The organism is Oscillatoria nigro-viridis PCC 7112 (assembly GCF_000317475.1).
GTDB classification, from domain to species: domain Bacteria; phylum Cyanobacteriota; class Cyanobacteriia; order Cyanobacteriales; family Microcoleaceae; genus Microcoleus; species Microcoleus nigroviridis.
This window is the reverse complement of sequence record NC_019729.1, coordinates 6,745,224-6,771,774: the sequence shown is the minus strand read 5'-3', so window position 1 is coordinate 6,771,774 and position 26,551 is coordinate 6,745,224. Positions and strand designations below refer to the sequence as shown.

The following is a 26,551-nucleotide window of genomic DNA, read 5'->3' as shown; positions in this document are numbered from 1 at the left end:
AATATAAATGTGCAGCGACAATTCTCTCTCAAGTGTTCGCTGCATCGACTTGTTATATCATGTCCGATCGATTGACCATAATATCTCGGTCGGGCGGGTTTTTGAGATTGTCAATTATTGGTCGATATTGTTGGTGAACCCGCCCCTACCTGATTTCTGGTAATCGACCGGACATAATATTAGACGGCAATCAACATTGTTATTCACTGTTTTTCTTGGCTGCTGCTTTCTGACGAAAGGAAGATGCTGGTATCAACCAGTATTGTTCTGTAATTCACAGTTTTTCTTGGCTTCTGCTTTCCCCCCTGCTGGGGTAGGGGGGTTGCCTTTTACCTTCTGCCTTCAGCGAATAGGGGCAAAACTGTAGATTTTTTGAGGTTCGAGCCGATCGCAAATTCCGGTTAATTCCGACAAAAGGAATGTCTCGCGATCGAGCTGGACTTGCAGGGTTTTGAGCGGATCTGCACCGGAGGAAACCATGAATTCTAATGTTTGCAAATTGGGCTCAGTGCTGATTTCTGCCAGAATGTGGCCGATCGCCTTGACGTAAGGATGGTTTACCTCCGAGTACCAGTCGGGGGCTGCGAGTCCGGGTTGATCGAAGCCCAGGTGAACGATGAGGGAGCCTTCTCCGAAAAGGGCTATTCCCACCGGCCGCGCTTCTTCTTGCAGCAGCAAGTGCTGGTTAGCCGCCAAATGCCGCAGTTTTTCGAGGTGTTCGTACCGATTTTGAATAGCAGAATCTTCCTCTTTTCCTTCTGCTTTCTGGCTTCTGGCTTCTTCCTTCGTTTCGTTCCACTGAATTGCCACTGTTACTAAATAAGTTTGCAGCAGCATATGACCGAGTTTTTCGGCTTTTGTTGCCAGATAGATCGAGTTGTAATCTGTGGCTTCAATTAGTAATGGGACGCGATCGGCTACTTCAATGCCGTAACCTTTCAACCCTGCAATTTTGCGCGGGTTGTTGGTAATCAACCGAATTTTTTGCACTCCCAAATCGTTGAGCATTTGTGCTCCGACGCCGTAATTCCGCAAGTCGGCGGGAAATCCCAACCGTTCGTTAGCTTCTACTGTATCGAATCCCAAATCTTGCAGCGAGTAAGCTTTTAGTTTATTTACCAATCCAATGCCCCGACCTTCTTGGCGCAAGTAAACGATAACGCCAGAACCGACATTTTCGATCATTTTCAGTGCCGCTTGCAGTTGCATCCGGCAGTCGCAGCGCAGGGAACCCAAAGCATCGCCGGTCAGGCATTCGGAATGCACCCGCACCATCACGGGTTTGTCTTTAAATTCTGCCGGGTCGCCCTTGACAATAGCAACGTGTTCTGAATTGTCTTGGGTGTCGCGGTAGGCGTAAATCATAAACTCGCCGAATTGAGTGGGCAATTTGGCGACGGTTTCGCGGCGGACGAATCGATCGTGCTTGAGCCGGTAGCTAATTAAGTCGGCAATACTGATTATTTTAAGGTTGTGGGTTTTGGCGTAGTCGATTAATTCGGGCAGCCTCGCCATCGAACCGTCGGGGTTTTGAATTTCGCAGATGACGCCGCTGGGATACAGCCCGGCGAGTCTGGCGAGGTCAACCGAGGCTTCGGTGTGACCGGCGCGTTTGAGGACGCCGCCGTCGATCGCCCGCAGGGGGAAAATGTGACCGGGACGGCGCAAGTCTTGAGGTTTGGTGTCCGGGTGGATGGCTACTTGAATGGTGCGCGCCCGGTCTTCGGCCGAGATGCCGGTGCTGACGCCGTTGACTGCATCGATGCTGACGGTGAAGGCTGTTTGGTTGTTGTCGGTGTTTTTGCTGACCATCAGGGGCAGTTCCAGGCGATCGAGCCTTTCGCCGCTCAATGCCAGACAAATCAAACCCCGCGCGTTCACGGCCATGAAATTGATGTTGTCGGGGGTGGCGAATTGGGCGGCACAAATCACATCGCCTTCGTTTTCGCGATTTTCGTCATCGACTACTACCAGGGGGCGACCTGCTTTCAGGTCTGCGAGGGCGCTGTCAATTGAGTCAAATTGAAAGGATTGAGTTGAGGAGTTGTTATTGGGCACAGAGAAGTTCAAGCTATAAACAGTAATGTTATGGAAATAGAATCTATTTTTGATTGTAACCTTTTGTTTCCGGCAGGGCGATCGCCCAATCCAGATGAGTTTGACAATATTTCTCAAGTCACTTACTATAAACCTTGTACTTTGTCAACAAAATATCTCCCTAATATTTCATGAGCTTGACTGAGATCGCGAATATTTTAGGTAAACCGTACTTCCAAGCTCCTAATTGCCTAATTTATAACCTGGATTGTTTGGAGGCAATGAAGTTGCTGCCCGATCAATTTGTAGATTTAACCCTTACCAGCCCGCCTTATAACATCGGCAAAGAGTACGAAAAATTCTTGGTGTTAGATGAGTATTTAAACTGGTGCCAGCAGTGGATAGGGGAGGTTTACCGGGTAACGATCGATCGAGGAGGGTTTTGGCTGAATTTAGGTTATTTGTCAATTCGCGATCGGGCAAAAGCAATTCCGAACTAAGGATGAAATTTCTAGTTTTAAGAGCTCCTAGACTCGTCAACGAAGGCTTTTAACTCAATAGCATCGTGACTGCAAAACAGGCGCACATCTTTACTATGCTGCACCGATAATGCGTGCAGCCGGCCTTGATTGAGCAACCTAGCCTTGCGATCGACCTCCATCATCCATTGGTAGGCGCGCAGACCGGGCGTGCAGCGTCGGTTAGCCGCATCCATCTCGTGTCGGTAGAAATAGGCATCCCCTGCGTGCAGAAGCCAGCCATCGGGTGTATCAATGGCAATGCCCGCATGACCGCGCGTGTGCCCCACCAACGGGATTAACAAAATTTCCGGCGGCAACCCGTCGAGGTCGCGGACTGCTTCAAAACCGAACCAAGGTTCGCCACCCGCCGAATAGTATTTCCAGTGTTTGACTTCATCCCACTGCCCCGGACGATAGCGCCTTTTTGTGATGAAACCGTGCCGATCGTGTGCGGCATCGATTTCAGCCTGCATGACGTGTACTGTTGCTTCAGGGAAATCCTCTAGACCGCCGGCACGATCGAAATCGAGGTGGGTTAGCACAATATGGCGCACATCGCTTGGTGAAAATCCGAGCTGTTCAATTTGATGGATTGCCGTGTACTTGCGATCGAACTGGATGTTATTAAAATGGACGAAAAACGCGCTGAGTCGCGAGTAAGGGGACTTGATATCCCGCAATCCGAAACCGGTATCAATCAGAACCAGCCCCTGATTCGTTTCAACAAGCAGACAGTGGCAGACGAGGTGAGCCGTCAGACCGCGACTAAAGCCATCGAAAAGCGCCCCTCCAATGGGACACATACAGCCACAATTGAGATGATGAATTTGCATAAATGTCCTGTACTAAATTACTTAGGCGGGAACCATTTATTCCTCAGTTCGCATCCAATGCCAATGCTGCATAATGCCATCGATGAACGCCTGAGAAAACTGTGCTAAATTGCCACTACTGGGAGAAGTAAAGACGATTTTATTGGCAGCGACCCTGCCATGATCTGCGATATTTACTTTCTTTAAATCTGCACATAAGAATAGTAAGACGGGCGCGAATTATTTGTGAGCCGATCCCGGTTTAGTAAGTTGACTGTGCAGTTCGGCATTGACGGTATCAGGTAAAACTTGGCTCGCGCTGGCCAAAATCTTGGTCTTGAGTGAACCTGCAACGATCTTGTCCTTACCGGCCATCAAGGCTTCAAATCCCTGCTTGGCAACCGCGACTGGATCGTCTTTCTTGTCGGCGCCCGCCTTCGTGTCGTCCATTCCCGCCCGATGGAAGAAGTTAGTATCGGTTGGGCCCGGCATGAGCGAGGTGACAGTTACAATGCTAGGGATGCAGGAGTGCGATCGCATCTTTCCCAGAACATAAGCTGTTAGGCATTTAAATACGGTACAATCGCCAACTAAATTCATGCAATTAGTGTAAAAATAACAGCAGATAATCCTCTCAGAGAAAAAGCCAATAGAGAAATTACAGAAAGCGTTAAAAAATGAATAAAAAGAAAATTTTAGAGAAACAAGTTGATTTTTTTGTAAAAAAATGAAAAATTAGCTAATATTTATTACTTTTTTGTTAAATAAAGTTTTTTTTAGTGCATTTTGGCCAATCTAGACAATCTAGCAAGTCTAAGATACGAACAGATTGATATATTGAAATATTCTTAAATTATCTCACCCAATCAGCCAATAATTAGGATATAAATTTGACAGATAGACAGCTCTAAGATTAGCTGATAATTTTAAAAATAGCGTCGCTACAAAATTAAGTAGCTTACAAATACAATCACGGATACTTTGTATAAGCGACTCGCCATCGTCAACTATTTTGTTTTTTTTAAAATCAGTTCGTGTCTCGAATCCCTCACCTCTCGTCTTCCCCCATCTAGAAATTTAAATTTTTTTGTCCTTGTGAGTGCGACAATTTTTTACAATATATTGAGAGTCGCAACTGGGATATTGAATAAGCTAAAACATAATCTACAGCGGTTCTCAAGCGTGGTGAGGTATGCCCGCTCCAGCCCGCGGAGACCTAGAGTACCTCATATGAGAGCTCGAAAGGCTATATTTTGAATAAAAATTACAAGTAATTGTCCTCAGCATGCAGGAAGACGCGCAATTCAAGAGGGCAATTTTGGCAAAGTGGCTCTATCTCTTGTGAACTTTGATGTCTATATGTATAAAATGCGCGTAGATATGGCTAATAAATCTTTTGATAATTATTCGGGAACCGCCATTCTCTGGCGCTAAATCGGATGCGATGAGAGACGGGAGATGGAAGATGGGAAATTGACTCCGAAGATTAATCCCGGGCTAAAAACATTTATCTCTGGTGGAACGGGCAGGAGGCTTGTCCAGGGAGAACAGTGCGTGATGTCAGTTATAACTGAATCTCATGCACTGCGATCGATCAGACCCAATAAACCTGGTAACAGCGACGAAAAATCTCAGATATCAGGTCGATCGCGCAGCAAGAAACCAAGTGGATGATGCCAAGAGTGTAAGATGTCAGTTGGGAGCATCTCATATTTGTAAAAATACTTCTTCTGGCTCCTGACTTCTGACTTTTTCCCCGCAGCAAGAGAGCCTCGCAGCAAGAGAGCCTCAAAACTCCAATTTATAGCTGGGCTGCTTTCATTGAGATGCTTCCTGTCAGTTATCACGAATACTTTCTGTTGGCGATTGCCCGACGCCACCGAAAATTGAAAGTTATGACAGCCAATTGCTGATTCTGCTGACTTCATGTTATAGTGGTTGTCCAAGAATTAAATTCGGTTGCGTAGTTTGTTGGTGTTTATTTACAAGCGTCTCTCCGAATCTAAATCTCTGCACCCTAATGATTCTGGAGATTTTATGTCGATTTACGTGGGTAATCTTTCATATGAGGTAACATCAGACGACCTCAACGAAGTATTTGCCGAGTACGGTACTGTAAGCCGCGTCCAAGTGCCAGTGGACCGGGAAACAGGCAGGATGCGGGGTTTTGCATTTGTGGAAATGGCAAGCGAGGCAGAAGAAGCAGCAGCCATCGCAGCTCTAGACGGTGCTGAATGGATGGGCCGCGACTTGAAAGTCAACAAAGCCAAACCTCGCGAAAACAACAACAACAGACGCTCCTCGGGCGGCGGCGGTGGCTGGGGCGACAACGATCGCTCTTCACGCGGACGCTACTAAGCTTTGATACTGAAAATTTGAGTTTTGGTAGTTGACGGCAGGTGCGAATGCTGCTTTTTTTTCGGGTTGTTCGATCGACCCATTAAATAAAACTCCCAAACCTCTAAATCAGTTTTGCCCCCTCCTTCGAGGGGGCTTTATTTTTGGCGAAAAATCCCGCGAGGTACGTCGGCGGTGCACTTCCCAGTCTAGTTCGTGATTCATTACCCTCTTAACTGCTTTTGTTAAGAGGCTGTCGGGATTTCGCGGCTCGACTCCTGTAAACTATCAAACTAGAATTAAGCAGCAAGAAAAGTTAGAATAACGGCAAAACTGAATATTGCCCAGAAGTGCCAAACTATCTTTACCGAAGATTAGTCGAGAAAACCAGCCGAATATCAGCCAATATCTTGATTTTGCCTCAATAAAGATGTCCAAGGTCTACAGCACGGCGGAACTCATTAAAATCCTCGAAGAAGAGCGCCAAGCCTGCTTGCATGGGCGGCGTCTCAATTTGACTGAAACTCCTGCTACAGGCAACCCCGTGATTGACCGCTTTCTCAAATCTGAGGGAGTTCAGAAGTTCACTGCTTATCAAAATTTTAAGGCTGCCGTGCACGAATACCAGCGCGAACATCAAGTTTCTGGGATTGTCTGGCGGGAAATGGCGGTTAAAGGCAATACTCTACGCTATCCGGCAGTGGATGACGAATTAATAGCTCTACCGGTTGATTTGATAACGCTCAAGGCCGCTAAGATTTCTATGTTGGAATTCTGGCAGCAGGTAACTGCCGGGATGGATTTGTATTTAAGCATTAACAGCGGGAAGGATTTTCGATCGATCGAGCCGGTTGATGTAGAGGCTATAGCCCAGCGCACAGAATGGGCCAGTCTCTCGAAGTGGGAAAAGTTGGATTTTCTAGAAATTTTGTTGCAGTTGGGCTGGGGGAAGCCGGAGGAAGCTTATTATAAGCGGGGATGGCCGACCTCGGGCAGCGAGTACATTCACGCCGTCAAACCCGGACAGCAGCCGATTTGTTAATTGGTAATTGGTAATTGCTAAGTGGTAATTTGTTTGTAGTAAGGACTTTAGTCCTGATTTGACTTGTTAAACGTTAAACCCACAATCCGGCAGGGAATGAATTCCCTGCCTCAAAGCGAAAGTCCTCGCTATGAGGACTGAGATAGGACTTACGCATTAACAACTAACTATGTCATTCTGAGTCCTGAGCATTGCGAAGGAACTGAAGAATCTCAAAGCCTTGCAACACCATCTAGAGTGCGTAAGTCCTGTTAAACTCCTTAGTCCTCATAGCGAGGACTTAAGCTATTAGCCGGGGAATTCATTCCCCGGCGGAATTAACAACTGACATCTGACAAAGCATCAAGCCAAACCACTGATTTGGATCTGTCCAAACCTGCACAGGCATTAAACCACGCTGGGAAAGTTCTTTTTTTACCGTATTGAGATTAAACTTGCGCGATATTTCGCTGCGGATAGTTTCTCCCGCTGCAAATTCAACCGTTAAATTGAGAGAACGCAACTGCACTGTTTGCGCTTTTTTACTTTTTAAGTGCATTTCAATTTGACATTCCTCTTGATTGTAAAAAGCCCAATGCTCGAACTGTGCTAAATCAAAATTTCCCTCATATTTTCGATTTAAATGCCGCAGCATATTCAAGTTAAATGCTGCCGTTACTCCCTGACTGTCATCGTATGCAGGCTCTAAAATATCCTTAGATTTGTCCAAGTCAATTCCCAGCAAAAAATACTCTCCCGGCTGCAATGCACCCACAATTTGCGAGAAGAATAAATCGCATTCTCGATCGTTGAGATTGCCGAGGGTACTGCCGAGAAAGCAAATCATTCGGGTTGGCAGCGGCGACGGTGCAATTTTAGCTAAGGCTAATTCGTAAGTGCTGACAAGTCCGTGAATCTGGAGCGACGGATAATCGGCCAACAGTTGACAAGCGCTGGTTTCTAGGATAGTAGGACTGATGTCGATCGGCAAATAATGCAGGGGATATTCCAGTTGACTGTAAGCATCAAGGAGAATCCGAGTTTTGGTGGAACTGCCGCTGCCGAGTTCGACGATTTCGCAGGGGCCCGTTAAATTTGCGATCGCCCCCGCGCACCCCTGCAAAATTGCCGTCTCAGTGCGCGTCAAGTAGTATTCCGGCAACTGGCAAATCAACTCAAACAGCTTCGAGCCGCGATCGTCGTAGAAATACTTTGGAGGCAGGGATTTGGGGGTTTGAGTCAACCCCCTAACTGCATCGCTGCCAGCATTGATTTCTGCGGGTGTCAGTGCCGCAGCGCTCACCAGGCGCTCTAGGTGCAGCCGGTTTTCTTTCGTTGAGGCTGAGTTGGTTGTGTCGGACAGTCTTGGGGATTTCATAGAGTAATTTTTAGATGCACATATCGGTATAGCACGCAGTCGCGTTGCCAAATATCGCGCTCAAGTCAGATTTTTTAGGCCACTCTCCGTTATGTATTGTCTCACCCAATGGCGATCGCATCCACAATTAAAACTTATCCACAATTAAAACTTAAAGTTTCTCCACAAAAATTATTAAATACTTAACCAAACTTGTTTTCTTTGAGCTTGTTACATGGAAAAAAGTTGGCTATTTCGCAAACAATTTTTTTTCCCTATTCCCTCTCCAGCCATTTATCTGATGTTCGTCAAATAAGCTTTATAATGCAAGTATTAAGGAATTTGTTCATCAAAAAAGTCCGATGAATAAATTTTTCACTATCAACAAATTTGATGGTAATTATAATTACCTAGCAAACTAATTAGCGCAGCGAAAACCAGCAATAATTTGCCGCACGCCCGGATAGTACCAATTCCGAAAGGTCGATCGCAGTGCCTGCGGAAAAGTCGCCCAACTCCCCCCTTTCAAAACCCGGTGTTCTCCATCAAAATAAACTTGAGAATATCCCCTGTAAGGATAACTTTCAAATCCCGGATAGGCGTCAAAGGTTGAAGCCGTCCACTCCCAAACATTGCCCAACATATCCCAGCAGCCGATCGCACTTGCTCCTTTGGGAAAGGCATCAACAGGCGAGGTATTGGCAATATTATTGCCGTGATTGCACAGGCTGCCGTTTGGCGGTTGTTCTCCCCAAGGATAGATGCGATATGTTTGATTTGCGGCGTCCCAACTTGCCGCTTTTTCCCATTCGGCTTCCGATGGCAAACGCTTGCCGATAAAGTTGCAGTAAGCTTCGGCTTCGTACCAACTGACTCCGCAAACTGGATGGTTGTTGAAAGCAGGATTTTCTGACCAGTAAAGCGGTTGAGAGACGGCTTCGCCTTGCAGCCATTTCCAGCCGTCGGCTGACCACCAATCAGGGTTTTGATAGCCGCCGGATTCCATGAAATCTCGGTATTGACCGCAAGTGACGGGATAGCGATCGATCGAGTATGCTTCTAAATAACACAGGTGGCGCGATCGCTCGTTATCCAAAGCCTCAGCAGCATCGCTTCCCATGTAAAATTCCCCGCCCGGAATTTCAATCGCCGAATCGGTAATTGGGAATCGGGAATAGGGAATTGGGAATTGGGAATTGGGCATTGGGAATTGGGCATTGGGCATGGGGAATTTCTGCTGCTTTATTCCTCGCTTTATTCCTCTCTGTTGTAGAGAATTAATCCCTGTATCCGTGTCCAAATTCGTGTCGTGCCTTCCTTCCTTATTCCTTTGCATTTGCAACACAAAAGCAACAGTTTCGCAGTGCTGGCTTTCGTGCTGAATAATAAACCGCCAGAGACGTTCTTGCTCGTCGATCGGCGCTACTTCCAAATAATCTAACACCTTTTTTCTCACCGCGTCCAGATATAATGCAACTTCAGGTAACGTCGGCAGAAAAACCCGTTGTTTTTTCGGCAAAATATCAGCAGCAAACAGTTGGTGATACTGAGGAAAGACAGGTTGCAACCCAGCACACCGCTGCAACAGCCACAAATCCTCAGTATAAGCAATGTGACCTAAGTGCCAGCCAACTGGACTGAAATCAGGATGAGCTTGACGGCAAAAAGTATCATAATCTATGTCTGCAAATAGCTTGAAAGTGCCGCTGCGACACTGCTGCAAATCGCGATAAATTGCCTCTCTACAAGATTGGATAGATTTCGATATCACGCTCTACTCCGGTACTGATAATGCTCTGGACTGGGCACGAGTGCCAATTGCCAGCAAATAAAGGTTCAGAAGCAATGATGACAGAATTCGGGCAATTTAAATCGTCTCGCAGCCAATAGAGGGAAGGAGGGGTTTTTTGGGAAGCAAAGCGAGAGGCAACGAGCTGGTGTCCGTCGCTGATAATTATATTAGCTGAAAATTCTACTTGGTGAAAGTTTGCTAGCTCTGCCAAAATTTTCAGCGACTTTTGCAAAGCTGCTTGTACGGTCAGATTTCCGGCTGTCAATTCATTGACAAACAAGCCGAAGATATGCTCTGAATCTGTAGTACCGTTAATTGATTGATACAGCGTATCGCTGAGCCGATCGCGAATTGGTCTGTAAAGAGTTTGCCGAAAATTCTTCACGAAGCCGTTGTGTACGAACAGCAGGCGATCGTTCTGAAACGGCTGACAGTTGCTCAAATCTACAGCTTGTCCTGAAGTAGCACTGCGAACGTATCCGATCGCGCATCTAGATTCAACGTATCGACTGATACTCGGAAGGTTAATGTCGCTCCAAATTGGCTGTACATTTTTATAGGTAAACGGGTCAGTCTCTAAGTGCGGGTGATACCAACCAATACCAAAACCGTCAGCATTGAGTAGGCCAGAAGTCATTTCGCGGGGCTCGTAACTCTGCACAATTAGGGAATGTTCCGGCTTGTACAGAATAGCATCGAGTAAAATCGGCTCCCCGAGGTAGCCAAGCAAACGGCACATAAAATTTTTGCAGCAAATTGATTAGCATTGTAAGTCATGAGCCGAAAAATTGCCCGTTAGCGAAGCCCTCGAAGAGGATCGGGCATCTTCAGCGCTGGCAACAAGGTTTTTTGTAGCCCGCTGCCAGCATCGCAGTACAAACGATACAGTTAAGGTAGAACCCCAGCAGCACAAGGAGACTCTTGAATGTTCCTCGACGAACTCATCCCAATGGCGAAAGAATTGATCGAACAGCCGATCGCCTTCGCGGGCGGATTTTTATCTGGCCTGCTTCGACTCAACCTTCACGAAGATCCCGTTAAAAGCTGGATCGACTCGCAAGCTGGTTCAACTTCCTACACTGCTCCCCCAGCCGAACCCACCAACGGTAAAAGCACGGGGCCTCAGTCAATCTCGATCGACTAAGGAAAAGCAGTAACATCCTCCCAACGCCAAACTGATTACAGTTATGGCGTGGGTTTCCAAACTTCACAGTTTGGCTTTTCGCGTTTTTCCCTGACGGGATTTCCACACTTGGCTAGACTGAATTTCTCAGTCCCCGCTAGTCAGTCTGCACAGACACAAGCAATTCCCGTATAGCCTTTCTCAGATAGATGAAGTACAATAACAGCAGTGTGTAAACAAGTTCCAAATATTTTGCTGAGAAAGTTGACGCAATGCAAACTCGATCGCCTTTCCTAATTATTGATAATTTGTTGTGTTGATAAAACTGAAAATATTTTTAAGTTTTGACCGTAAATTCTCAGGTTTGTGATAAATCGGGTGAAGGGGGCGACAAGTATATTACTTTCGCCCTTTTTCTTGATTACTTTCTTTACTGATTTTGCCGATTTATATGACCATTCTCTCTCGCTACCAATATATTTTTCCATAGTTTCGGTAGGTTTTCGGAGCATAAAAGTATCAAATGTAATTGTATCATTTTCCTTCTTAAGTTAACTTATATTAGAACTTTATGAAGCGTTATATAGCAATCGTAAATGAGTCGTAAATTTTTTACCCCACCCCAACCCTCCCCGAAGCCGCGGGGAGGGAGTAAGAAATTCACAAATGATGCGAGGATTGCTATACCTTGTGAGTCGCTTTGTTTCCGAAGATGCTTGGTGGTTCGTCGCCCACCTATCACCGATCTGATTAAAATCAAGTATTGTTCAGGGGTGAGATTCCTCGCCGCCCCAAAACTCATATCCTGACTCGCCCTGCGGATGAGTGAGGATATGAGTGTTGATTAAGCTAACTATTCCAGCCAGTACCAAGGGTTGGTGAGTGTGGCAAACCCTTTTAGTCAGAGTCGATTGCCCTGTTGTATGCTAGATAGCACTTGACAGTTAAATTAAAAGGTTATTATGTATAGCACAATAAGTTCAGTTCGATCGACATGACTATCTACATTGGAAATCTGTCTTACCGCGCCACCGAAGAAGACCTGAAAGCAGTATTTGCAGAATACGGCACAGTCAAGCGAGTTGTCTTGCCTACCGACAGGGAAACCGGTCGGATGCGCGGTTTTGCATTTGTTGAGATGATGGAGGATGCCCAAGAAGACGCTGCAATTGCCGAATTAGACGGTGCAGAGTGGATGGGACGCCCCTTGCGAGTGAACAAAGCTAAACCGAAAGAAGAGGGAAATCGAGGCGCCGGTATCAAGAGAAACGACGGATATTAGTCCCCGATGCGGCGGTTGACATCCTCTCGAAACCAACCTGATGCAGCAGTGCGCCACTAGCGCCGAATTGCTAGCAGCAGTTGATTTTGGGGATGCAATGTCAAATCCGCTGCACAAAAACATCGATTCTTTGTGGGCTGCACTTGATTGATAAATTTTTGAGAAAGACAGAATTTATGCACGCTAGTCTAGAAACCCGATTTCTTCCGCGATACCTCGCTGCTAAAAGCAAAATTTATCAGGAGAAACCGGGTTGATGAGCGTTAATCTTAGAAAGAGTAAACTCGCCCTTTTTCATCAATATAAACCGATCGGTCTTGCCTAGTGCGGGGGTCGGATCTGGTGATGCGAATCGTCACAAGGTTTGTCTGCGAGTCAACGTTATAGTCGTATTTCAAAGTTGCGGTTCCTCCTGTGGCATTAATCGGAATATTGGCAATGTCGCCGGTGCGATTGCTGATACGAACAATGATGTTTTTGCTGGTTCCGACGGGCAAGGACGACAAGCTGCCACCTGATGGGCCGTATTCTAGGTTTAATCCAGTTTCATTTAACAGTCTGAGGGTAATGTTGCGAGTATTGTCAACCTGCGCTTGAGGTTGCCAGAATCCCGGTTTTTTGCCGCCGTCAGTTGCAGGTTGAGATAATGCTGGGTGAGGGTGCAGAAAGGCCAGGGCGGCAAGTATTGCTGCGGTTGCAATAATTTTTGATTTCACGGTTTGTACCTCCGGGTCATTCGATTTTAGATTTGAGATTTGAGATTTTGGATTGACCCCACGGATAAATGCGGGGGCTTGAGGATTGGAGATTTTCGATTTGGGATTGATTCCACGGATAAATCAGGTGGCGGGTACCACCTTTGAAATTCGCGGTCAAGAATTGGTGATATTTCTATCCTAGCTTTAAAATCGGATGTTAGAAGAAGGAAGAAGGAAGAAGGAAGAGGAAAGAAGGAAGAGGGAAGAGGGAATAAAAGGAATGAAAGCCGGGGTTTGAGAAATTAAGAATTTCCTAACCGTCGGGCGCGGTTGGTAGATATACTCAGAAACCGGGCTTCTGTAGTTGTTAATATTCCTGGACGCACGGGTTGTCTAGAAATCCGATTTCTGAGCTGGTGGCTGCTTGCCAAAGCTATGATTTAGAGTAGAAACCGGATTTCTGGGGTCAAGTGCGTCCGGGAGTGGTTAATTGTTAATTATCGATCGAGCGGCTTCTAGCAGCAGGCGCTGTTCGGCGCGGACGATCGCCCTGGCAGTTTGTTCTGCAGCATCGACATTGACCGAAATAGACGAAATTCCCCACCGCACGAAGGATTCAACTGTCTCGGGATACAATGCGGGAGCGTCGCCACAAATCGAGCAAGGAATGCCGGCGGCCCGGGCCTGTTTGATTAATTGTTCGATCGCCCTCATCACTGCTCGATCGCGCCCGTTGAAAGCACCTGCTACCTGGTCGGAGTTGCGGTGAATGCCTAACAGCAATTGGGTTAAATCGTTGGTGCCGATGGAAATTCCTTGAACTCCTGCTTTTACGTAATCTGGCAATAAAAATAACACCGAAGGAACTTCCGCCATAATCCACAGTTGAAATTCGGATGAGCGGTTTTTCCAAATTGTTTCTAAGCGCTGGCGGCAGTAGATAAACTCGTCAACCGATCGCACGAAAGGCAAAATTAAATTAACATTGGTATGGCCTGACTCGCCGACTTTTTGAAGTACGCAGAGTTCCCAATCAAATAATTCCGGTTCAAAGGTATAGCTGAAACTGCCGTGGGCGCCGGACTCGCGTAAATCGAGAGAACGATAAAATATTGGCTGCGGCGAAACGGCTGCAGCAAACAAGCTGAGGCAATCCGCCATGCGATCGACAAATTCTGATTGGCGGCCGTCTTGTAGCCAAACTTTGGGGTTTTGACAGTCCAAAGCTTCTAATGCCATTAATTCCGATCGCAGCAATCCGATGCCGTCTATTGGCAGATTTTTGAGGCGGTCGATCGAACTTGTTTGGCTGACATTAACTAGCAGTTGAGTCGCCGTTGGTGGGCCCCAAACATATTGATTAGACTCAGATTGTCGAGATTTAGGCCCGGAATTGAACGGTCGATCGGAAGTAGAAGATTGGTGCTTGGCTATTGACATTTTGGCTGCTGTACTGTATGTATCTGCCTTTTTTGCTGTGTCCCGAAGTCGGCGGCTGTCTCCTGTCTCGACGGCATCGGGTTGGGCGAGGGCAAAAACTTCTCCGCTATCGCCGTCTACCAACACCGAATCGCCCGAGGCGATCGCCCGAGTGGCCCCGGCCACTCCCACAACGGCGGGAATCCCCAATTCTCTCGCTAAAATGGCGCCGTGGCCTGTCATACCTCCTTGTTCCGCAACCACCCCAGCAGCAACCTTCAGCCAAGGCAGCCAATTCGGATCGATTGCCCGGGCTACCAAAATGCCTCCGGCTAAGAATTCCGCGTTTTCTGGGTGGGAATTAGTCATAACTTGGGCAATTGCTTCGGCTTTTCCTGATGCTGCTGCCACACCTCTGAGTATGGCAGGAGTTCGGGTTCTTGCGATCGAGTTTGGGTGCGGGAGGGCGATCGAATTTTCCTCTAGTGGGGCGACTTTTTCCCCTTTCACCAGACGAACTTGAGTGAAATAAAACTGCGGTTCGCCGCTGTTTGCTGTCTGGTTTAGCGTCCACTCTAAAATTAAATCTGAGTCAAATTCTGCGCTTGCTTTTTTACTCAATTCAATGATTTCTTGCAGTTGCGATTCCTCTAAAACGTATTCTGTTTGTGCTTCCTCTCCCAGCCCTAAAACTTGCACGCAACAGTCAGCAAAATCAGGAATTATAAATGGAGAATCGGGAATTGGGAAAGCAGCAAACTTGCCCAGCAACAGTTTTTTTTTCGGTTCACCATCGCCGACTTTGAGATTGTATGCTAAGGTTTTGTAACCGATCCGCTGGAATTTAACCGCGCTTGTTTCCGGCTGCACTTGATAGTAATCGGGGATGGTTTCTCCCCTAGCGAGGGACAATCCCAAACCGCTGGTGGCTTGGATTTCCCACTGTGCACCCGCCTTTGTTTTCACCTCGCCCGCGGCGATCGCTTCTTGAAGTGGCTGCACCAAAACTGCAGGATTGATTTGCTGTACCCGCAGCCCGCACCGCTGCCAGTAAAATAGACTTCGGGCTCTGAACATTTCTGCCCAAGCTCGTTTGAGTCCGACCCCAATGGCTTCGGGTTCTGCCCGAACTGCCTGAGATTCCAGAATGCCGACTGTTTTCGGGTTCCAGGAAGTCAGGGAAGGGCGAAAAATTAAGGCTGTGGAGTTTAAGTTTGACTGTGAGTTGAGTTGAGAAACAGCAGACTCTAGGGTGGAGAGCAGTGAATCTGGCAGTTTGCCGGCGAGGATTTGGTGGCGGATGCTGCGGGCGATCGATTGCAGTTGTCTGGGTTCATCGACATTCAAGTGCAGGGAAGAGTGTGGCCAGTCAGCAAACAGCGGTTCTAGGCAGTCGATCGACTCTAAAAACTGCCAGAATGTGCTAGCCGGCACGACAAAACCCGGTACAACAGGATGATTTTTCTGGAGCAAACAGCTCAAGTAAAATGCTTTTTCTCCCACTGCATCTCGGTCTGAAAGTTGAATTTTGTCTAACCAGTAGAGGTTTTTCACGCTGCGAGCCTGTCGGTGGAAACTGATTGAAGTTGAAAGTTTTTCCCATTAATCACTTACGATAATTTTAGGATGAACAAGCGACAATGGACGGGATTAGTCAAATCTTTTCTCAATCTATTTCTTAAGTCTAACTGTCCTCTTTGTCAGCGACCGGCCGCCGGAGAGTTTTGTCCGTACTGTCACAAGCAACTTCAGCGATGTCAGTTAAGCGATCCCGGTCGATTTTGGCATTCTCAACAGCGTGTTTTTGTGTGGGGTGAGTATGGCGGGGCTCTCAAACGGGCGATCGCAGCTTTGAAATATGACGGCAATCCGCAATTAGCCAAACCTCTAGGCGGCTGGCTGGCGGAAGCTTGGCTGAGTTTTCCCGAATTAGCTACAGACAATTTAACAGTTGTACCGATTCCCCTGCATCAAGAAAAGCTCGAGCAGCGCGGTTTTAACCAGGCGGAACTTTTGGCTGAAAGTTTTTGCGATCTGACTGGTTTACCTTTGCAGCGGCACGGTTTGGAGCGGGTGAAAAATACTCGGGCTTTATTCGCTCTGACGCCACAGCAGCGACAAGCGGAAATGAAAAATGCTTTAGGTTTGGGGAAAGATTTTCGGCGCAGGCTCCCGCGCGATCGAGTGCTGTTAGTTGATGATATTTACACTAGCGGTACTACGGTTAAGTCGGCAATTCAAATATTGGAACAGTCGGGAATTTCGGTTTACGGAACTGTGGCACTTGCAACTCCGAATAAGATTAATCGGTAAGCTGTGAGTGGCTTTAATTTTAAACAGGTTTGTAGTGAGTAAATGATATTTATCAGGATTGGCTAACAGGATTTTTTTGCAAAAACTAACCGCGAAGACGCTAAGGACACGAAGAAAGAGAAGTGAGAGGGTTTAGGAGGGATTTAGTAGGATGGTTGGAGGCTCGGCTGCAAGCGGGAATTGGTTGCTGATGTTCCACCGGCTGCCGTCGTGAAGCAGTAAAGTTAACGCCGAAGCGGTAAACTCAAAGTGGAGCGATCGCCCGGAGAATTCCAACCAAGCCGTTTGAAAATTCTCCTTACTTAAATCGCGAAACGCTACTGTCATGTGCGGTACAAATGGGCGACTTTGAGAAACTCGATCGACAATTCCCAAATTTGCCTCCAAATAACTCATCAAATCTTTGTGTATTTCCAGCAATGCGGGCGATTTGACAGCATCAACGTAAATGACGCGGGGCGCGAAAGCAGCAAAACCGGATAGAGTAACGGGAATTGGCAGCCGATTGGCAGAAAACTCCTTCAAACTTTGCTCTAATTTGGGGACATCCGCCGCTAACCATTCAAAAGGAGGTTGCAGCGTGATGTGCGGCGGTGAATTCAAAGCACCGCGACTGTTGTAGTGTTCCGCAAAATATAGTTTAATCTCAGTAATGTGTTGTTGAATATCGGGAGGCGGCACTAGGGCAATAAAAAATCGCTGTTTTGACGGGCTCATAGGATAACATCGCAGTGAGGAAGAAATGGCGAAGTATGGAAAATCGAGTATTTACCGAGAAAATGGGTTTAAAGCCCTGCCCTTCTAGGGCGACTTTTTTCTTATAAATCGTGTTGTCCCTTTGTAACAGTATGGTACAATACTGAGACAAGGAGGTACTACAAGTGTTTTCTCTAACCTACGAGTTTAAGCTCAAACCTACCGTCAGCCAAGTTTCACTGTTTGAAGACTGGCTAGAACAGTGTCGGCGGGTGTATAACTACGCACTTGCTGAACGGAAGGCTTGGTATAAGTCTCGTAGTTGCCTGGTTAATGCTTGTTCCCTACATTCCGAGTACATTATTCCTGCTGATGCTAAGCGTCCTACTTATGCTTCTCAGTGCAAAAGTTTAACAGCAGCAAAAGAAAAAATCCCCGCTTTGAGGGTAGTTCAATCGCAAGTTCTACAACAAACACTTAAACGGTTAGAACAAGCTTTTGTTTCAATGTGGGAGAGAAACTTTGGCTTTCCTCGGTACAAGAAGCCAGGTCGCTGTAAATCTTTTGTTTTTCCACAACTGGGGAAATCGCCTTTGAAAAACGGGATGATTAACCTACCCAAAATAGGTTGGGTTAAGTTCCGACAATCAAGGGAGATACCTGGTGATGCCTTGGTGAAACAAGCTCGAATTGTTAAACGAGCTAGCGGTTGGTACGTGATGCTTAGTTTGCAATGGGGTGTATCTGTACCTCAAGCAACACCATCAGGAGAAGCAGTAGGAATCGACGTAGGATTAATCAGTTTTCTCGCTACATCATCTGGGCTAACACTACCAAGACCGAGGTTTTTTGTAGACCTTCAACGCAAGCTTAAATTGCTGCAACAAAGAGTCAACAGAAAGAAACTTGGGTCAAATAATTGGCGTAAAGCTCAAACGAAAGTGGCAAAACTCCATGAACATATAAGCAACACCCGCAAGAACTTTCATTGGCGTACTGCTCACTTGCTTTGCAATCAGGCAGGAATGATATTTGTTGAAGACTTAAATTGCAAAGCTCTAGCTGCGGGATTGTTAGCCAAGCACTGCCTAGATGCGGCTTGGGGACAATTCTTCAACATCCTGAAACAGTGTTGTTTTAAGCGTGGAGTCTTTTTTATGGAAGTTGACTCTAGAAAAACAAGTCAAATTTGCCCTAACTGTGGAGTTGAGACAGGTAAAAAAGATTTGTCAGAACGTATCCACAAATGTAATAGTTGCGGGTATACAACTGATAGAGATGTTGCCTCCGTCCAAGTAGTTCTACGACGAGGACTTGCAGCGGTAGGACATACCGTCAAGATGCTTAATGAGGGCAAGGTCGTTGGACTCCCTACGAGTTAAGAATCTTCGCGCTTATAGGGCGGAGAGTGTCAATCAAGGCTTGTACCAAAAACTCCATTCCCAATCTACAATCCAAAATCCAAAATCTAAAATCTAAAATTTAAAATGCCTTGGTTTGTCAAAATTGAGCAAGGAATTGTCGAAAAGCCTGTCTTTGACCAATACGTGCCAGCTCACAGAGCTTATGTCCGAGAGTTGATTTCTAAAGGACACCGAGCGAAAACTGGCTACTGGGCGCGGCGGGGCGGGGGTATGTTGCTGTTTGAGGCGGGTTCGATGGATGAGGCGAAGGCGATCGTCGCTGAAGACCCGCTGGTGAAGAACGGTTGCGTTATTTATGAAATTTATCACTGGTGTGTGGTTGAAGAATAAATAACTGTGTTATACTCAGAAATGAACTGGACCCACGCGATTCCAACGCCCAAATCTTGTCAGGACCGGAAGGTAGCAGCAACACGGGATGCTTGTAATAGGCGTGGTCTCCGGTTCACCCAGTTTTATGAGGTGTAGCTCCTATGCCTGGTTTTGGAGATATTTTACAAAAAGCAGTGTACCTTGGTGTCGGGCTAGCTTCCTACGCTGGTGAAAAAGCTGGCAGCAAGTTAACTGAATTACGCACTGAAGCCCAAAAGCTGGCAGACGAATTGGTGAAGCGGGGCGAGATGTCCACGGAAGAAGCTCGCCGCTTTGTTGATGAAATGGTGCAACAGGCTCAGCAGCAGCCCCCCGTAGCCTCGGCTGGGAACGAAAAACCCCCTGAACCTCGGCGGATTGAAATTATTTCTGAGGAAGAAGATGTCTCGGCAAAAGATGCTAAAGAGACAGGCGGCGTAGACAAGCTCCGCGAACAGGTGCAGAATTTACAAGAGGAATTGCGGCGGCTGAAGCGGGATTAAGCAGGAAAAAGCTCGCTCAGCAAAGCATGAAGGGAACTCAAGATTATTATCTTGAGTTCCCTTTTTGAATATCTCCCCTGTCAGATGTGGACGGATATCAGGCAATAGGTAATAGAATTGAAAGTAGGTGCGATCGCTTCGCATGAGGCTGGCTCCACCTGTCTGTAAAATATTTTGTAATAGCAAGCTGTCAAATTCATGGAAGATTGGTCTAAAGATTTTTTTGGAGTAATGGAAAATGCTGTTTCTGAAGTAGAGCATTTTTTCAGCGAAATGAGCGAAGAGTTTGTCGAAATGCTGGACGTTTTGGCAAAAATGTCGGAAGAGTTTACAGAACAAGTACAAAATAATCTGATTAACGACATTGACGGTTATTTCAATGAATTTGACGGTTTATTTAATGAATTTATCGAACCGATAATTGAAATTTGCCGCGACTTCGACCCGCAATTGAATGAGATAGATTTGTCGATGGTGACTTATGTAGACCCTTCGCCGACGCAGCAGCCGGCTTGTCGCGGTTGTCGCAACTATCACGGTCAAGTTTACGGTGGCAATTTGTTGGTTTGTGCGATGCACCCTACCGGTGTGGAATCGGAGAGTTGTGCGGATTGGGAAACTGACAGCGATATGAATTTTTAGAGGGGTTAATGGCTTATGGTAACGTCAATTCAGTCTCCGTCCAAGATTTCTCTGGAAGAGTTTCTGCTATTGCCGGAGACTAAGCCGGCTAGCGAGTATCTTGACGGTGAAATTTATCAAAAAGCTATGCCCCAAGGAAAACACAGCACGTTACAAATCAAATTTTCATCCGCTATTAATCAAGTTGGCAAACCGCAAAAGTTAGCTTTTGCTTTTCCCCAATTGCGCTGCACTTTTGGGGGAGGTGCTGTTGTTCCAGATGTAGCAGTATTTGAGTGGCCGCGGATTCCTCTGAATTCTCTGGGAGAAATAGAAAATAGGTTTGAAATTGCTCCAGATTGGATAATTGAGATTTTATCGCCGGATCAAAGTTCAAGTCGCGTGATTAAGAAGATTCTGTTTTGCCTCAAAAATCACACTAAATTGGGTTGGCTGATTGACCCGGAAGAAGAATTGGTAATTGTTTTTAAACCGCAGCAAGAACCTGAGATTAAGGAGAATGAAGATATTTTACCTGTGCTCGATGTGCTGTCGGGTTTGCAAATGTCGGCGGCGGATTTGTTTGGGCTGTTAAGTTTCGATCGCCCGTGAGTTAAAGTTGAGTATAGGGAATATTGCATCTAACGGCATTTAAAGGTGAATCGCTCAACGGCTAATAATTCGCAATTTGGGTTTCCGAAGATGCCGCCATCGCTGCAATTGCGACAGTATCAGCGAGTGGCGGTTGCTAATTGGTTTGCGAATCAGGGACGCGGTACGCTGAAAATGGCGACGGGTAGCGGCAAGACGATTACTGCGCTGGCGATCGCCACTGAATTATACAATAAAATTAACCTGCAAGTCCTGCTCGTAATTTGCCCTTACTGCCACCTAGTTAATCAGTGGGCGCGCGAATCCGAGAAATTTGGTTTAAAACCTATTTTGGCTTTTGATAGCGCCCGCAGTTGGCAGAATAAGCTGGCTGCGGGTTTGTATGAAGCGATCGCGGGCGATAGAGGATTTCTCACAATCATCACTACTAATGCTACCTTAATGGGAGATAGTTTGCGATCGCAACTGCGCTATTTCCCAGAAAAAACCCTGATTATTGGAGACGAAGTTCACAACTTAGGCGCGCCCCGTTTAGGAGAAAGTTTGCCGCGCAATATTGGACTGCGACTCGCCCTTTCCGCCACCCCAGAAAGGCATTTCGACGAACAAGGAACCGAAGCTATTTTAGATTATTTCGGCCCTGTTTTGCAGCCGGAACTCACCTTAGCCGACGCCATCCGCCAAAAAGCATTAGTACATTATTTATACTATCCAATTTTAGTGGAATTGACCGAAGCTGAAACCCGGAAATATTCCCGCTTAACTCAAAAGATTGGCTGGGCGCTTTGGGGCGATGAAAAAGTAGAAGAAAACGATGCTTTAACAACTTTATTAATGCAGCGATCCCGATTAATTGGGGCAGCGGCTAATAAATTAACAGCTTTGCGAGAATTAATGATTCACCGTCTCGACACAGCCCACACTTTATTTTACTGCGGCGACGGTACGATCGAAGGAGGTGCGCGCCGAAATAACAACCGCCAGCTAACAGAAACCGCGAAGTTATTGGGTTCAGAATTAGGCTACCGAGTTAACACTTATACGGCGGCAACTCCTTTAGCAGAAAGAGAACGATTGCGCCAGCAATTTGAAAGCGGAGAATTGCAAGGTTTGGTAGCGATTCGGTGTTTGGATGAAGGCGTGGATATCCCTGCAATTCGCAATGCTGTAATTTTAGCAAGCAGCAGCAATCCGCGCCAGTTTATTCAGCGCCGGGGACGGATTTTGCGGCCGCATCCGGGGAAGGAAAGGGCAACTTTATTTGACATGATAGTTTTACCTCCAGATTTGGGTCGGGAAACCTTAGAAGTCGAGCGCAATTTGCTGCGAAAAGAGTTGAAGCGCTTCTTGGAATTTGCCGATTTAGCTGACAATGCTGGGGAAGCTAGAGTGAAATTGTTGCAACTTCAGAGGCGTTACGGGCTATTAGACATTTGACATTTATTAAGGTTCGGTTTATGTTTGAGAATAGAGAATTATTCGATCGTAGTTTGAGTTGCTAGTTTTTAATATTTGAAAAAAAATGACTGAAAATCTGCATGAAAATCTGATTATGGCATTTAGATATGAAGATAGTGCGATCGCAGCCGTACCGACAAGCATTTTAGCAGAAAAGCGTTCTTCTTATCACACTCATCAGGAATTCAGCGACGTACAGCAACCAATTACTAGCGCGCCACCGGAAGTACGTCAAATTATCGAGCGGGTATTGGAAATTGAAAAAGATAAGTTGTACATGAGAGCTCCCCGCCACATTAACGATGACATTTTAAAAATTATTAAGGAAGCAATTGTATGAAGTTAATCTCAATTACTCTGTGCAACTTTCGTCAATTTTACGGCAAAAGTCCGGAAATTAAACTAGCTTCTGACCTGCAAAACATTACAGTAATTCACGGCAATAATGGCGCTGGAAAAACGGCATTAATGAATGCCTTTACGTGGGTACTTTACGGAAAATTTAGCGCGGCTTTTGCGGCGGAAGAACAATTAGTAAACAAGCGCGCTCTGGCTGAGGCAGAAATGGGAAAAGCCGTAGGTTGTTGGGCGGAAATTGTGTTTGAACACGACAGCACGCGCTACCAAGCAAGACGGATTTGTCGTGCTTATAAAAGTGAAAATACTGTAGAACATGGCAAGGCTGAATTGTTCCTGAATGTAGCCAAAGATAACGGTCTCTGGCTGAAGCCGGATCAGCATCCCGATGATATTATCGGGCGGATTTTGCCGGAAAGTTTACATAAATATTTCTTTTTTGATGGGGAGCGAATCGAGCAAATTGTCCGCTATGACAAGAAGGCAGAAATTGCGGAAGCTACTAAGGAGTTGCTGGGGGTGGAAGTCTTGAATAGATCGATCCGGCATTTAGGAGAAGCAAAAAAATCTCTGGAGACAGATTTAAATATAATTGGGAATGCTGAAACAAAGAAACTTTTAAAAGACAAGCAAAAATTTGAGCAAGAAGCCGAGCAACTTTCTGGCAGACAAGTAGAAATCGAGCGGGAATTGGCGAACCAAGGGGAGTTGAAAAAAGCAGTTAATGGTAACTTGTTGGAACTTAGCGGTGCGGCAGATTTACAAAAGTTGCGAGACGAATTGGAAATGCAGAAAAGTTTACTTAAGCAACAAATTTCACAAGCTACAGATGCTCTCAAGCGATCAATTTCTGTGCGCGGTTACGCGGTATTTCTGTCAGATGCGGCGGCTGAATTTGAAGTAATAGTCGGGGGTTTGCGGGAAGGTGGCTCGTTGCTTTCGGGGATTCAGCGACCGTTTTTGGAAGAGTTATTAGCGCAGCAGCGGTGTATCTGCGGTGCGGAATTAGTGGAGGGTTCAGAGTCTCGCCAACAGGTTAGCGGTTGGATGGATAAGGCGGGTGTTGGGGATGTGGAAGAAACAACTATTCGGATTAGCGATCGGGTAAATGAAATTGACAGGCAAGTGGCTGAATTTTGGGAGGAAATTGACCGACACCAAGGCAATATCAGCCGCGACAGAACCGAACTTTCTAGGGTGGAAACGCAGTTAGACGATATTCATAGCAAGCTGCGAAATTTTCCTGACGAGGATGTCAGCCGCTTGCAAAAGCGCTTGGATGAAATTGAGGCAAAAATTGGCGATTTGCACCGGGAAACAGGCTCTAACCAGCAGCAGATTGAGAGTTTGAAGGCGTCGATCGCCAATCTGGACAAGCAAATCGACAAGCAGCAGCTAAACGAGCAAAGGCAAGTATTGGCCCAGCGCCGGATTGCTGCGACTCAGGATGCGATCGATCGCCTAACTGAAGTGCGATCGCGCTTAGAAAAACAGTTTTCTTCTCAGTTGGAACAGCGGGTGCAAGATATTTTCAGTCAAATTTCTTTTACTCCTTACATCCCCAAGTTGAGCGATAAATACGAACTGACGCTAGTAGAAAATACGTCGGGCAAAGAATCTTTAGTTGCCGCTTCTACAGGAGAAAATCAAATTCTCAGTTTATCGTTTATTGGCGGGATTATTCAGGGCGTGCGGGAGTGGAGTCAAAAGAATACCTTAATGGGCCCGGATAGCAGTACGTTTCCAATTGTAATGGATTCTCCCTTTGGCAGTTTGGACGAGATTTATCGCAAGCAAATCGCGAATAAGCTGCCGAAGTTGGCGAATCAATTGGTAGTTTTGGTAACTAAAACTCAGTGGCGCGGAGAAGTTGCTCAAGAGATGGAAAGTTACACCGGCAGGGAATACGTGCTGGTGTACAATTCTCCGAAAGCTGATTGTGAAGAAGATGCGATCGAACTTGGCGGGACGCGCTATCCTTTAGTTAAGCGCAGTCCAAATGAATTTGAATATACGGAAATTGTAGAGGTGGATTATGGCTTCTAATTCGGCAATTACGCAGGCTTTGGAAACGGATATTTGGGTGAAGGCGACGTGGGAAGAGTTTCTGAATTTTGCTGAGGATTTAGCATGGGAAAAGGGCAAGTTTTATTACTATCAAGAACATATGAGGGTAGAAATGTCACCAGTAGGGCCATTGCACGGTAGCGATAATTCGATTGTTTCCTATGCGGTTATTCTGTTTGCGACGTTGAGAAATATCCGAGTAGTTCAGTTTGCAAATACCAGTTTTCGCAAAGCAGGTATCCGCGAGTTTCAACCCGATCTAGCTTACTACATCGGTTCAGATTTGAGAGTGCCTCCTAAAGACAGCAATTCACCTGTTAATTTGGATCAATACGATGCGCCTAATTTGGTAATAGAAATTGGTGCATCTTCTTTTAATGATGATTTAGGCAGCAAGCGGTTGCTTTACGAAGACGCAGGAATTAGCGAATATTGGGTGGATCGTGCGAATACGCAGGAGGTTTTTGCGTTTGCGATTAATGGCGGAGGTAGCGGGAGAATTCAAGAGTCGCGGGTTTTACCTGGGCTAGAAATCCGGTTAGTTGAGGAAGCTTTGAATCGGAGTCAAACGCAAGATGATGGGGAAATTAATCGCTGGTTGATTCAAATTTTTAGTCAAGGTTGAAAGGAGTTTGACGTGGAATTTGAATATACGGAAATTGTAGAGGTGGATTATGACTTCTAATTCGGCAATTACGCAGGTTTTGGAAACGGATATTTGGGTGAAGGCGACGTGGGAAGAGTTTCTAAATTTTGCTGAGTCCTCAGCATGGGAAAAGGGCAAGTTTTATTACTATCAAGAACATATGAGGGTAGAAATGTCACCAGTAGGGCCATTGCACGGGCGTCAAAATTCAATTATGGCCTGTGTAGTTATTCTGTTTGCAACATTGAGAAATATCCGAGTAGTTCAGTTTACTAACACCAGTTTTCGCAAAGCAGGTATTGGGGAGTTTCAGCCGGATTTAGCTTACTACATTGGTTCAGCTTTGAGAGTGCCTCCTGATGACAGCAATTCAACTGTTGATTTGACTGAATACGATCCGCCTAATTTGGTAATAGAAATTGGTGCATCTTCTTTTAACGATGATTTAGGCAGTAAGCGGTTGCTTTACGAAAATGCAGGAATTAGTGAATATTGGGTTGAACGTGCAAACACGCGGGAGGTTTTTGCGTTTGCGATTAGTGAGGGAAGTAGCGGGAGAATTCAAGAGTCGCGGGTTTTGCCGGGGCTGGAAATCCGGTTAGTGGAGGAAGCTTTGAACCGGAGTCAAACAGAAGATGATGGGGAAATAAATCGCTGGTTGATTCAAACTTTTACTCAAGGTTGAAGGGGGTTTGACGTGGAAAAAGAGTATCATAAGTTGGTGCGCGATCGCATTCCTGAAATTATTTGCAAAAGCGGGAATGAATGCGAGTTTGTAATTTTGTCGGAGGCAGAATACCGTCAAGCTTTGCTGCAGAAATTGATTGAAGAAGCGGGGGAAGCGGCGCAGGCCCACGACGAAGATTTGGTGGCGGAATTGGCGGATTTGTATGAGGTAATAGATGCGGTGATGGCGAGTTTTGGCATTTCCGGCGATCGACTTTTGGCGGAACAAATGAAGAGGCGGGAAGCAAGAGGAGGTTTTGCACAAAAAATTATGTTGTTGCGGACATTCTGAAAATTATCTGCGTTAATCTGTGTTTATCTGCCTCTAATCTGCGGTTACTCTATCAATCAAATTACTCAGTTAAAAATTACATATTA

At 46.1% G+C, this 26,551-nt stretch carries 29 protein-coding genes and 1 other RNA gene; 19 read left to right on the top strand and 11 right to left on the bottom strand.

Annotated elements, in window-relative coordinates; all coding sequences use genetic code 11:
* Window positions 1–342: 342 nt before the first annotated feature.
* On the bottom strand, window positions 343–2,058 hold the full coding sequence (gene ribBA, locus OSC7112_RS28180) for a bifunctional 3,4-dihydroxy-2-butanone-4-phosphate synthase/GTP cyclohydrolase II (protein WP_015179087.1): 1,716 nt from the start codon (window positions 2,056–2,058) through the stop codon (window positions 343–345).
* 170 nt (window positions 2,059–2,228) lie between these two features.
* Between ribBA and OSC7112_RS28175 the strand changes: the two genes are divergently transcribed.
* The gene (locus OSC7112_RS28175) at window positions 2,229–2,537 is read left to right on the top strand and encodes a DNA methyltransferase (RefSeq protein ID WP_015179086.1); all 309 of its coding nucleotides are present in this window, start codon (window positions 2,229–2,231) and stop codon (window positions 2,535–2,537) included.
* Window positions 2,538–2,554: 17 nt separating this feature from the next.
* Here the strand turns inward: OSC7112_RS28175 and OSC7112_RS28170 are convergent, their stop codons facing one another.
* Window positions 2,555–3,256, bottom strand: a complete 702-nt coding sequence (locus tag OSC7112_RS28170) for an MBL fold metallo-hydrolase (protein WP_263053632.1) — start codon at window positions 3,254–3,256, stop codon at window positions 2,555–2,557.
* On the opposite strand from OSC7112_RS28170, the gene OSC7112_RS41340 reads away from it, so the two are divergent.
* Window positions 3,188–3,499, top strand: coding sequence for a hypothetical protein (locus tag OSC7112_RS41340; RefSeq protein ID WP_223300925.1), 312 nt, complete (start codon window positions 3,188–3,190; stop codon window positions 3,497–3,499). The genes OSC7112_RS28170 and OSC7112_RS41340 overlap by 69 nt on opposite strands.
* Before the next feature lie 111 nt (window positions 3,500–3,610).
* Here OSC7112_RS41340 and OSC7112_RS28165 read toward each other — a convergent pair whose 3' ends face one another.
* A complete protein-coding gene (locus OSC7112_RS28165; protein WP_223300707.1) occupies window positions 3,611–3,970 on the bottom strand; it encodes an SDR family oxidoreductase in 360 nt (119 codons plus the stop codon).
* Between the two features lie 1,031 nt (window positions 3,971–5,001).
* Window positions 5,002–5,298 carry a hypothetical protein gene (locus OSC7112_RS40285; RefSeq protein WP_015179084.1) on the bottom strand — a complete coding sequence of 99 codons (297 nt, stop codon included), beginning with the start codon at window positions 5,296–5,298 and terminating at the stop codon, window positions 5,002–5,004.
* Between the two features lie 109 nt (window positions 5,299–5,407).
* Here OSC7112_RS40285 and rbp (OSC7112_RS28155) point away from each other — a divergent pair, with 109 nt between their 5' ends.
* Entirely contained in the window at window positions 5,408–5,728 is a 321-nt protein-coding gene (gene rbp / locus OSC7112_RS28155; RefSeq protein WP_015179083.1) for an RNA-binding regulator, read from the top strand.
* A gap of 409 nt (window positions 5,729–6,137) precedes the next feature.
* Entirely contained in the window at window positions 6,138–6,749 is a 612-nt protein-coding gene (locus tag OSC7112_RS28150; RefSeq protein ID WP_015179082.1) for a hypothetical protein, read from the top strand.
* Window positions 6,750–7,050: 301 nt separating this feature from the next.
* On the opposite strand, the gene egtD is transcribed toward OSC7112_RS28150, so the two are convergent.
* The 3 genes from egtD to egtC all read right to left on the bottom strand — a co-directional run bounded on the left by egtD (window position 7,051) and on the right by egtC (window position 10,616).
* Window positions 7,051–8,106, bottom strand: coding sequence for an L-histidine N(alpha)-methyltransferase (egtD, locus tag OSC7112_RS28145; protein ID WP_041622777.1), 1,056 nt, complete (start codon window positions 8,104–8,106; stop codon window positions 7,051–7,053).
* 397 nt (window positions 8,107–8,503) lie between these two features.
* Window positions 8,504–9,856: an ergothioneine biosynthesis protein EgtB gene (gene egtB / locus OSC7112_RS28140; RefSeq protein WP_015179080.1), complete on the bottom strand. Its 1,353-nt coding sequence runs from the start codon at window positions 9,854–9,856 to the stop codon at window positions 8,504–8,506.
* Window positions 9,828–10,616 (bottom strand): ergothioneine biosynthesis protein EgtC, encoded by a 789-nt coding sequence (gene egtC / locus OSC7112_RS28135; protein WP_015179079.1) that lies wholly within the window; start codon window positions 10,614–10,616, stop codon window positions 9,828–9,830. The genes egtB and egtC overlap by 29 nt, the downstream gene beginning before the upstream one ends.
* A gap of 186 nt (window positions 10,617–10,802) precedes the next feature.
* Here egtC and OSC7112_RS28130 point away from each other — a divergent pair, with 186 nt between their 5' ends.
* Window positions 10,803–11,021 (top strand): ssl0294 family protein, encoded by a 219-nt coding sequence (locus tag OSC7112_RS28130; protein ID WP_015179078.1) that lies wholly within the window; start codon window positions 10,803–10,805, stop codon window positions 11,019–11,021.
* A gap of 272 nt (window positions 11,022–11,293) precedes the next feature.
* Here the strand turns inward: OSC7112_RS28130 and OSC7112_RS40280 are convergent, their stop codons facing one another.
* Complete coding sequence (locus tag OSC7112_RS40280) at window positions 11,294–11,488, bottom strand: hypothetical protein (protein ID WP_190274286.1); 195 nt, start codon at window positions 11,486–11,488, stop codon at window positions 11,294–11,296.
* A 506-nt stretch (window positions 11,489–11,994) separates the two neighbouring features.
* Here OSC7112_RS40280 and rbp (OSC7112_RS28120) point away from each other — a divergent pair.
* Window positions 11,995–12,282: an RNA-binding regulator gene (gene rbp, locus OSC7112_RS28120; protein WP_015179076.1), complete on the top strand. Its 288-nt coding sequence runs from the start codon at window positions 11,995–11,997 to the stop codon at window positions 12,280–12,282.
* Between the two features lie 269 nt (window positions 12,283–12,551).
* Here the strand turns inward: rbp (OSC7112_RS28120) and OSC7112_RS28115 are convergent, their stop codons facing one another.
* Both OSC7112_RS28115 and OSC7112_RS28110 read right to left on the bottom strand, forming a co-directional pair.
* Window positions 12,552–12,998, bottom strand: coding sequence for a hypothetical protein (locus OSC7112_RS28115; RefSeq protein ID WP_015179075.1), 447 nt, complete (start codon window positions 12,996–12,998; stop codon window positions 12,552–12,554).
* A 468-nt stretch (window positions 12,999–13,466) separates the two neighbouring features.
* Window positions 13,467–15,953 (bottom strand): putative PEP-binding protein, encoded by a 2,487-nt coding sequence (locus OSC7112_RS28110; RefSeq protein ID WP_015179074.1) that lies wholly within the window; start codon window positions 15,951–15,953, stop codon window positions 13,467–13,469.
* Window positions 15,954–16,025: 72 nt separating this feature from the next.
* Between OSC7112_RS28110 and OSC7112_RS28105 the strand changes: the two genes are divergently transcribed.
* A complete protein-coding gene (locus tag OSC7112_RS28105) occupies window positions 16,026–16,712 on the top strand; it encodes a ComF family protein (RefSeq protein WP_015179073.1) in 687 nt (228 codons plus the stop codon).
* A gap of 132 nt (window positions 16,713–16,844) precedes the next feature.
* On the opposite strand, the gene OSC7112_RS28100 is transcribed toward OSC7112_RS28105, so the two are convergent.
* Window positions 16,845–17,429 (bottom strand): 2'-5' RNA ligase family protein, encoded by a 585-nt coding sequence (locus OSC7112_RS28100; RefSeq protein WP_015179072.1) that lies wholly within the window; start codon window positions 17,427–17,429, stop codon window positions 16,845–16,847.
* A 164-nt stretch (window positions 17,430–17,593) separates the two neighbouring features.
* Between OSC7112_RS28100 and OSC7112_RS28095 the strand changes: the two genes are divergently transcribed.
* From OSC7112_RS28095 to OSC7112_RS28045, 12 genes are all read left to right on the top strand, one after another.
* Window positions 17,594–18,790 carry an RNA-guided endonuclease InsQ/TnpB family protein gene (locus tag OSC7112_RS28095; RefSeq protein ID WP_015179071.1) on the top strand — a complete coding sequence of 399 codons (1,197 nt, stop codon included), beginning with the start codon at window positions 17,594–17,596 and terminating at the stop codon, window positions 18,788–18,790.
* Between the two features lie 105 nt (window positions 18,791–18,895).
* Window positions 18,896–19,162, top strand: a complete 267-nt coding sequence (locus tag OSC7112_RS28090; RefSeq protein WP_015179070.1) for a YciI family protein — start codon at window positions 18,896–18,898, stop codon at window positions 19,160–19,162.
* Between the two features lie 23 nt (window positions 19,163–19,185).
* An RNA gene (gene ffs / locus OSC7112_RS34865) (signal recognition particle sRNA small type) lies at window positions 19,186–19,282 on the top strand.
* 23 nt (window positions 19,283–19,305) lie between these two features.
* A complete protein-coding gene (locus tag OSC7112_RS28085; RefSeq protein ID WP_015179069.1) occupies window positions 19,306–19,686 on the top strand; it encodes a phasin family protein in 381 nt (126 codons plus the stop codon).
* A gap of 198 nt (window positions 19,687–19,884) precedes the next feature.
* Window positions 19,885–20,328, top strand: a complete 444-nt coding sequence (locus OSC7112_RS28080; protein ID WP_015179068.1) for a hypothetical protein — start codon at window positions 19,885–19,887, stop codon at window positions 20,326–20,328.
* Between the two features lie 15 nt (window positions 20,329–20,343).
* The gene (locus OSC7112_RS28075; protein WP_015179067.1) at window positions 20,344–20,919 is read left to right on the top strand and encodes a Uma2 family endonuclease; all 576 of its coding nucleotides are present in this window, start codon (window positions 20,344–20,346) and stop codon (window positions 20,917–20,919) included.
* Between the two features lie 90 nt (window positions 20,920–21,009).
* Window positions 21,010–22,356: a DNA phosphorothioation system restriction enzyme gene (locus OSC7112_RS28070; protein ID WP_190274447.1), complete on the top strand. Its 1,347-nt coding sequence runs from the start codon at window positions 21,010–21,012 to the stop codon at window positions 22,354–22,356.
* Between the two features lie 85 nt (window positions 22,357–22,441).
* On the top strand, window positions 22,442–22,717 hold the full coding sequence (locus OSC7112_RS28065; protein WP_015179065.1) for a hypothetical protein: 276 nt from the start codon (window positions 22,442–22,444) through the stop codon (window positions 22,715–22,717).
* The gene (locus OSC7112_RS28060; protein ID WP_015179064.1) at window positions 22,714–24,780 is read left to right on the top strand and encodes an AAA family ATPase; all 2,067 of its coding nucleotides are present in this window, start codon (window positions 22,714–22,716) and stop codon (window positions 24,778–24,780) included. The genes OSC7112_RS28065 and OSC7112_RS28060 overlap by 4 nt, the downstream gene beginning before the upstream one ends.
* Entirely contained in the window at window positions 24,770–25,426 is a 657-nt protein-coding gene (locus OSC7112_RS28055) for a Uma2 family endonuclease (protein WP_015179063.1), read from the top strand. The genes OSC7112_RS28060 and OSC7112_RS28055 overlap by 11 nt, the downstream gene beginning before the upstream one ends.
* A gap of 49 nt (window positions 25,427–25,475) precedes the next feature.
* Window positions 25,476–26,132, top strand: a complete 657-nt coding sequence (locus OSC7112_RS28050) for a Uma2 family endonuclease (RefSeq protein ID WP_015179062.1) — start codon at window positions 25,476–25,478, stop codon at window positions 26,130–26,132.
* 12 nt (window positions 26,133–26,144) lie between these two features.
* On the top strand, window positions 26,145–26,465 hold the full coding sequence (locus tag OSC7112_RS28045) for a nucleoside triphosphate pyrophosphohydrolase (protein ID WP_015179061.1): 321 nt from the start codon (window positions 26,145–26,147) through the stop codon (window positions 26,463–26,465).
* Window positions 26,466–26,551 lie beyond the last annotated feature (86 nt).

Bases quoted from the DNA above. Each gene is read 5' to 3' on its own strand.
- OSC7112_RS28175 (WP_015179086.1), top strand. From the start codon at position 2,229: ATGAGCTTGACTGAGATCGCGAATATTTTAGGTAAACCGTACTTCCAA.
- OSC7112_RS41340 (WP_223300925.1), top strand. From the start codon at position 3,188: ATGGACGAAAAACGCGCTGAGTCGCGAGTAAGGGGACTTGATATCCCG.
- OSC7112_RS28165 (WP_223300707.1), bottom strand. From the start codon at position 3,970: ATGAATTTAGTTGGCGATTGTACCGTATTTAAATGCCTAACAGCTTAT.
- OSC7112_RS40285 (WP_015179084.1), bottom strand. From the start codon at position 5,298: ATGAAGTCAGCAGAATCAGCAATTGGCTGTCATAACTTTCAATTTTCG.
- rbp (WP_015179083.1), top strand. From the start codon at position 5,408: ATGTCGATTTACGTGGGTAATCTTTCATATGAGGTAACATCAGACGAC.
- OSC7112_RS28150 (WP_015179082.1), top strand. From the start codon at position 6,138: ATGTCCAAGGTCTACAGCACGGCGGAACTCATTAAAATCCTCGAAGAA.
- egtD (WP_041622777.1), bottom strand. From the start codon at position 8,106: ATGAAATCCCCAAGACTGTCCGACACAACCAACTCAGCCTCAACGAAA.
- egtC (WP_015179079.1), bottom strand. From the start codon at position 10,616: ATGTGCCGTTTGCTTGGCTACCTCGGGGAGCCGATTTTACTCGATGCT.
- OSC7112_RS28130 (WP_015179078.1), top strand. From the start codon at position 10,803: ATGTTCCTCGACGAACTCATCCCAATGGCGAAAGAATTGATCGAACAG.
- OSC7112_RS40280 (WP_190274286.1), bottom strand. From the start codon at position 11,488: ATGGAAAAATATATTGGTAGCGAGAGAGAATGGTCATATAAATCGGCA.
- rbp (WP_015179076.1), top strand. From the start codon at position 11,995: ATGACTATCTACATTGGAAATCTGTCTTACCGCGCCACCGAAGAAGAC.
- OSC7112_RS28105 (WP_015179073.1), top strand. From the start codon at position 16,026: ATGAACAAGCGACAATGGACGGGATTAGTCAAATCTTTTCTCAATCTA.
- OSC7112_RS28100 (WP_015179072.1), bottom strand. From the start codon at position 17,429: ATGAGCCCGTCAAAACAGCGATTTTTTATTGCCCTAGTGCCGCCTCCC.
- OSC7112_RS28090 (WP_015179070.1), top strand. From the start codon at position 18,896: ATGCCTTGGTTTGTCAAAATTGAGCAAGGAATTGTCGAAAAGCCTGTC.
- OSC7112_RS28085 (WP_015179069.1), top strand. From the start codon at position 19,306: ATGCCTGGTTTTGGAGATATTTTACAAAAAGCAGTGTACCTTGGTGTC.
- OSC7112_RS28080 (WP_015179068.1), top strand. From the start codon at position 19,885: ATGGAAGATTGGTCTAAAGATTTTTTTGGAGTAATGGAAAATGCTGTT.
- OSC7112_RS28075 (WP_015179067.1), top strand. From the start codon at position 20,344: ATGGTAACGTCAATTCAGTCTCCGTCCAAGATTTCTCTGGAAGAGTTT.
- OSC7112_RS28070 (WP_190274447.1), top strand. From the start codon at position 21,010: ATGCCGCCATCGCTGCAATTGCGACAGTATCAGCGAGTGGCGGTTGCT.
- OSC7112_RS28065 (WP_015179065.1), top strand. From the start codon at position 22,442: ATGACTGAAAATCTGCATGAAAATCTGATTATGGCATTTAGATATGAA.
- OSC7112_RS28060 (WP_015179064.1), top strand. From the start codon at position 22,714: ATGAAGTTAATCTCAATTACTCTGTGCAACTTTCGTCAATTTTACGGC.
- OSC7112_RS28055 (WP_015179063.1), top strand. From the start codon at position 24,770: ATGGCTTCTAATTCGGCAATTACGCAGGCTTTGGAAACGGATATTTGG.
- OSC7112_RS28050 (WP_015179062.1), top strand. From the start codon at position 25,476: ATGACTTCTAATTCGGCAATTACGCAGGTTTTGGAAACGGATATTTGG.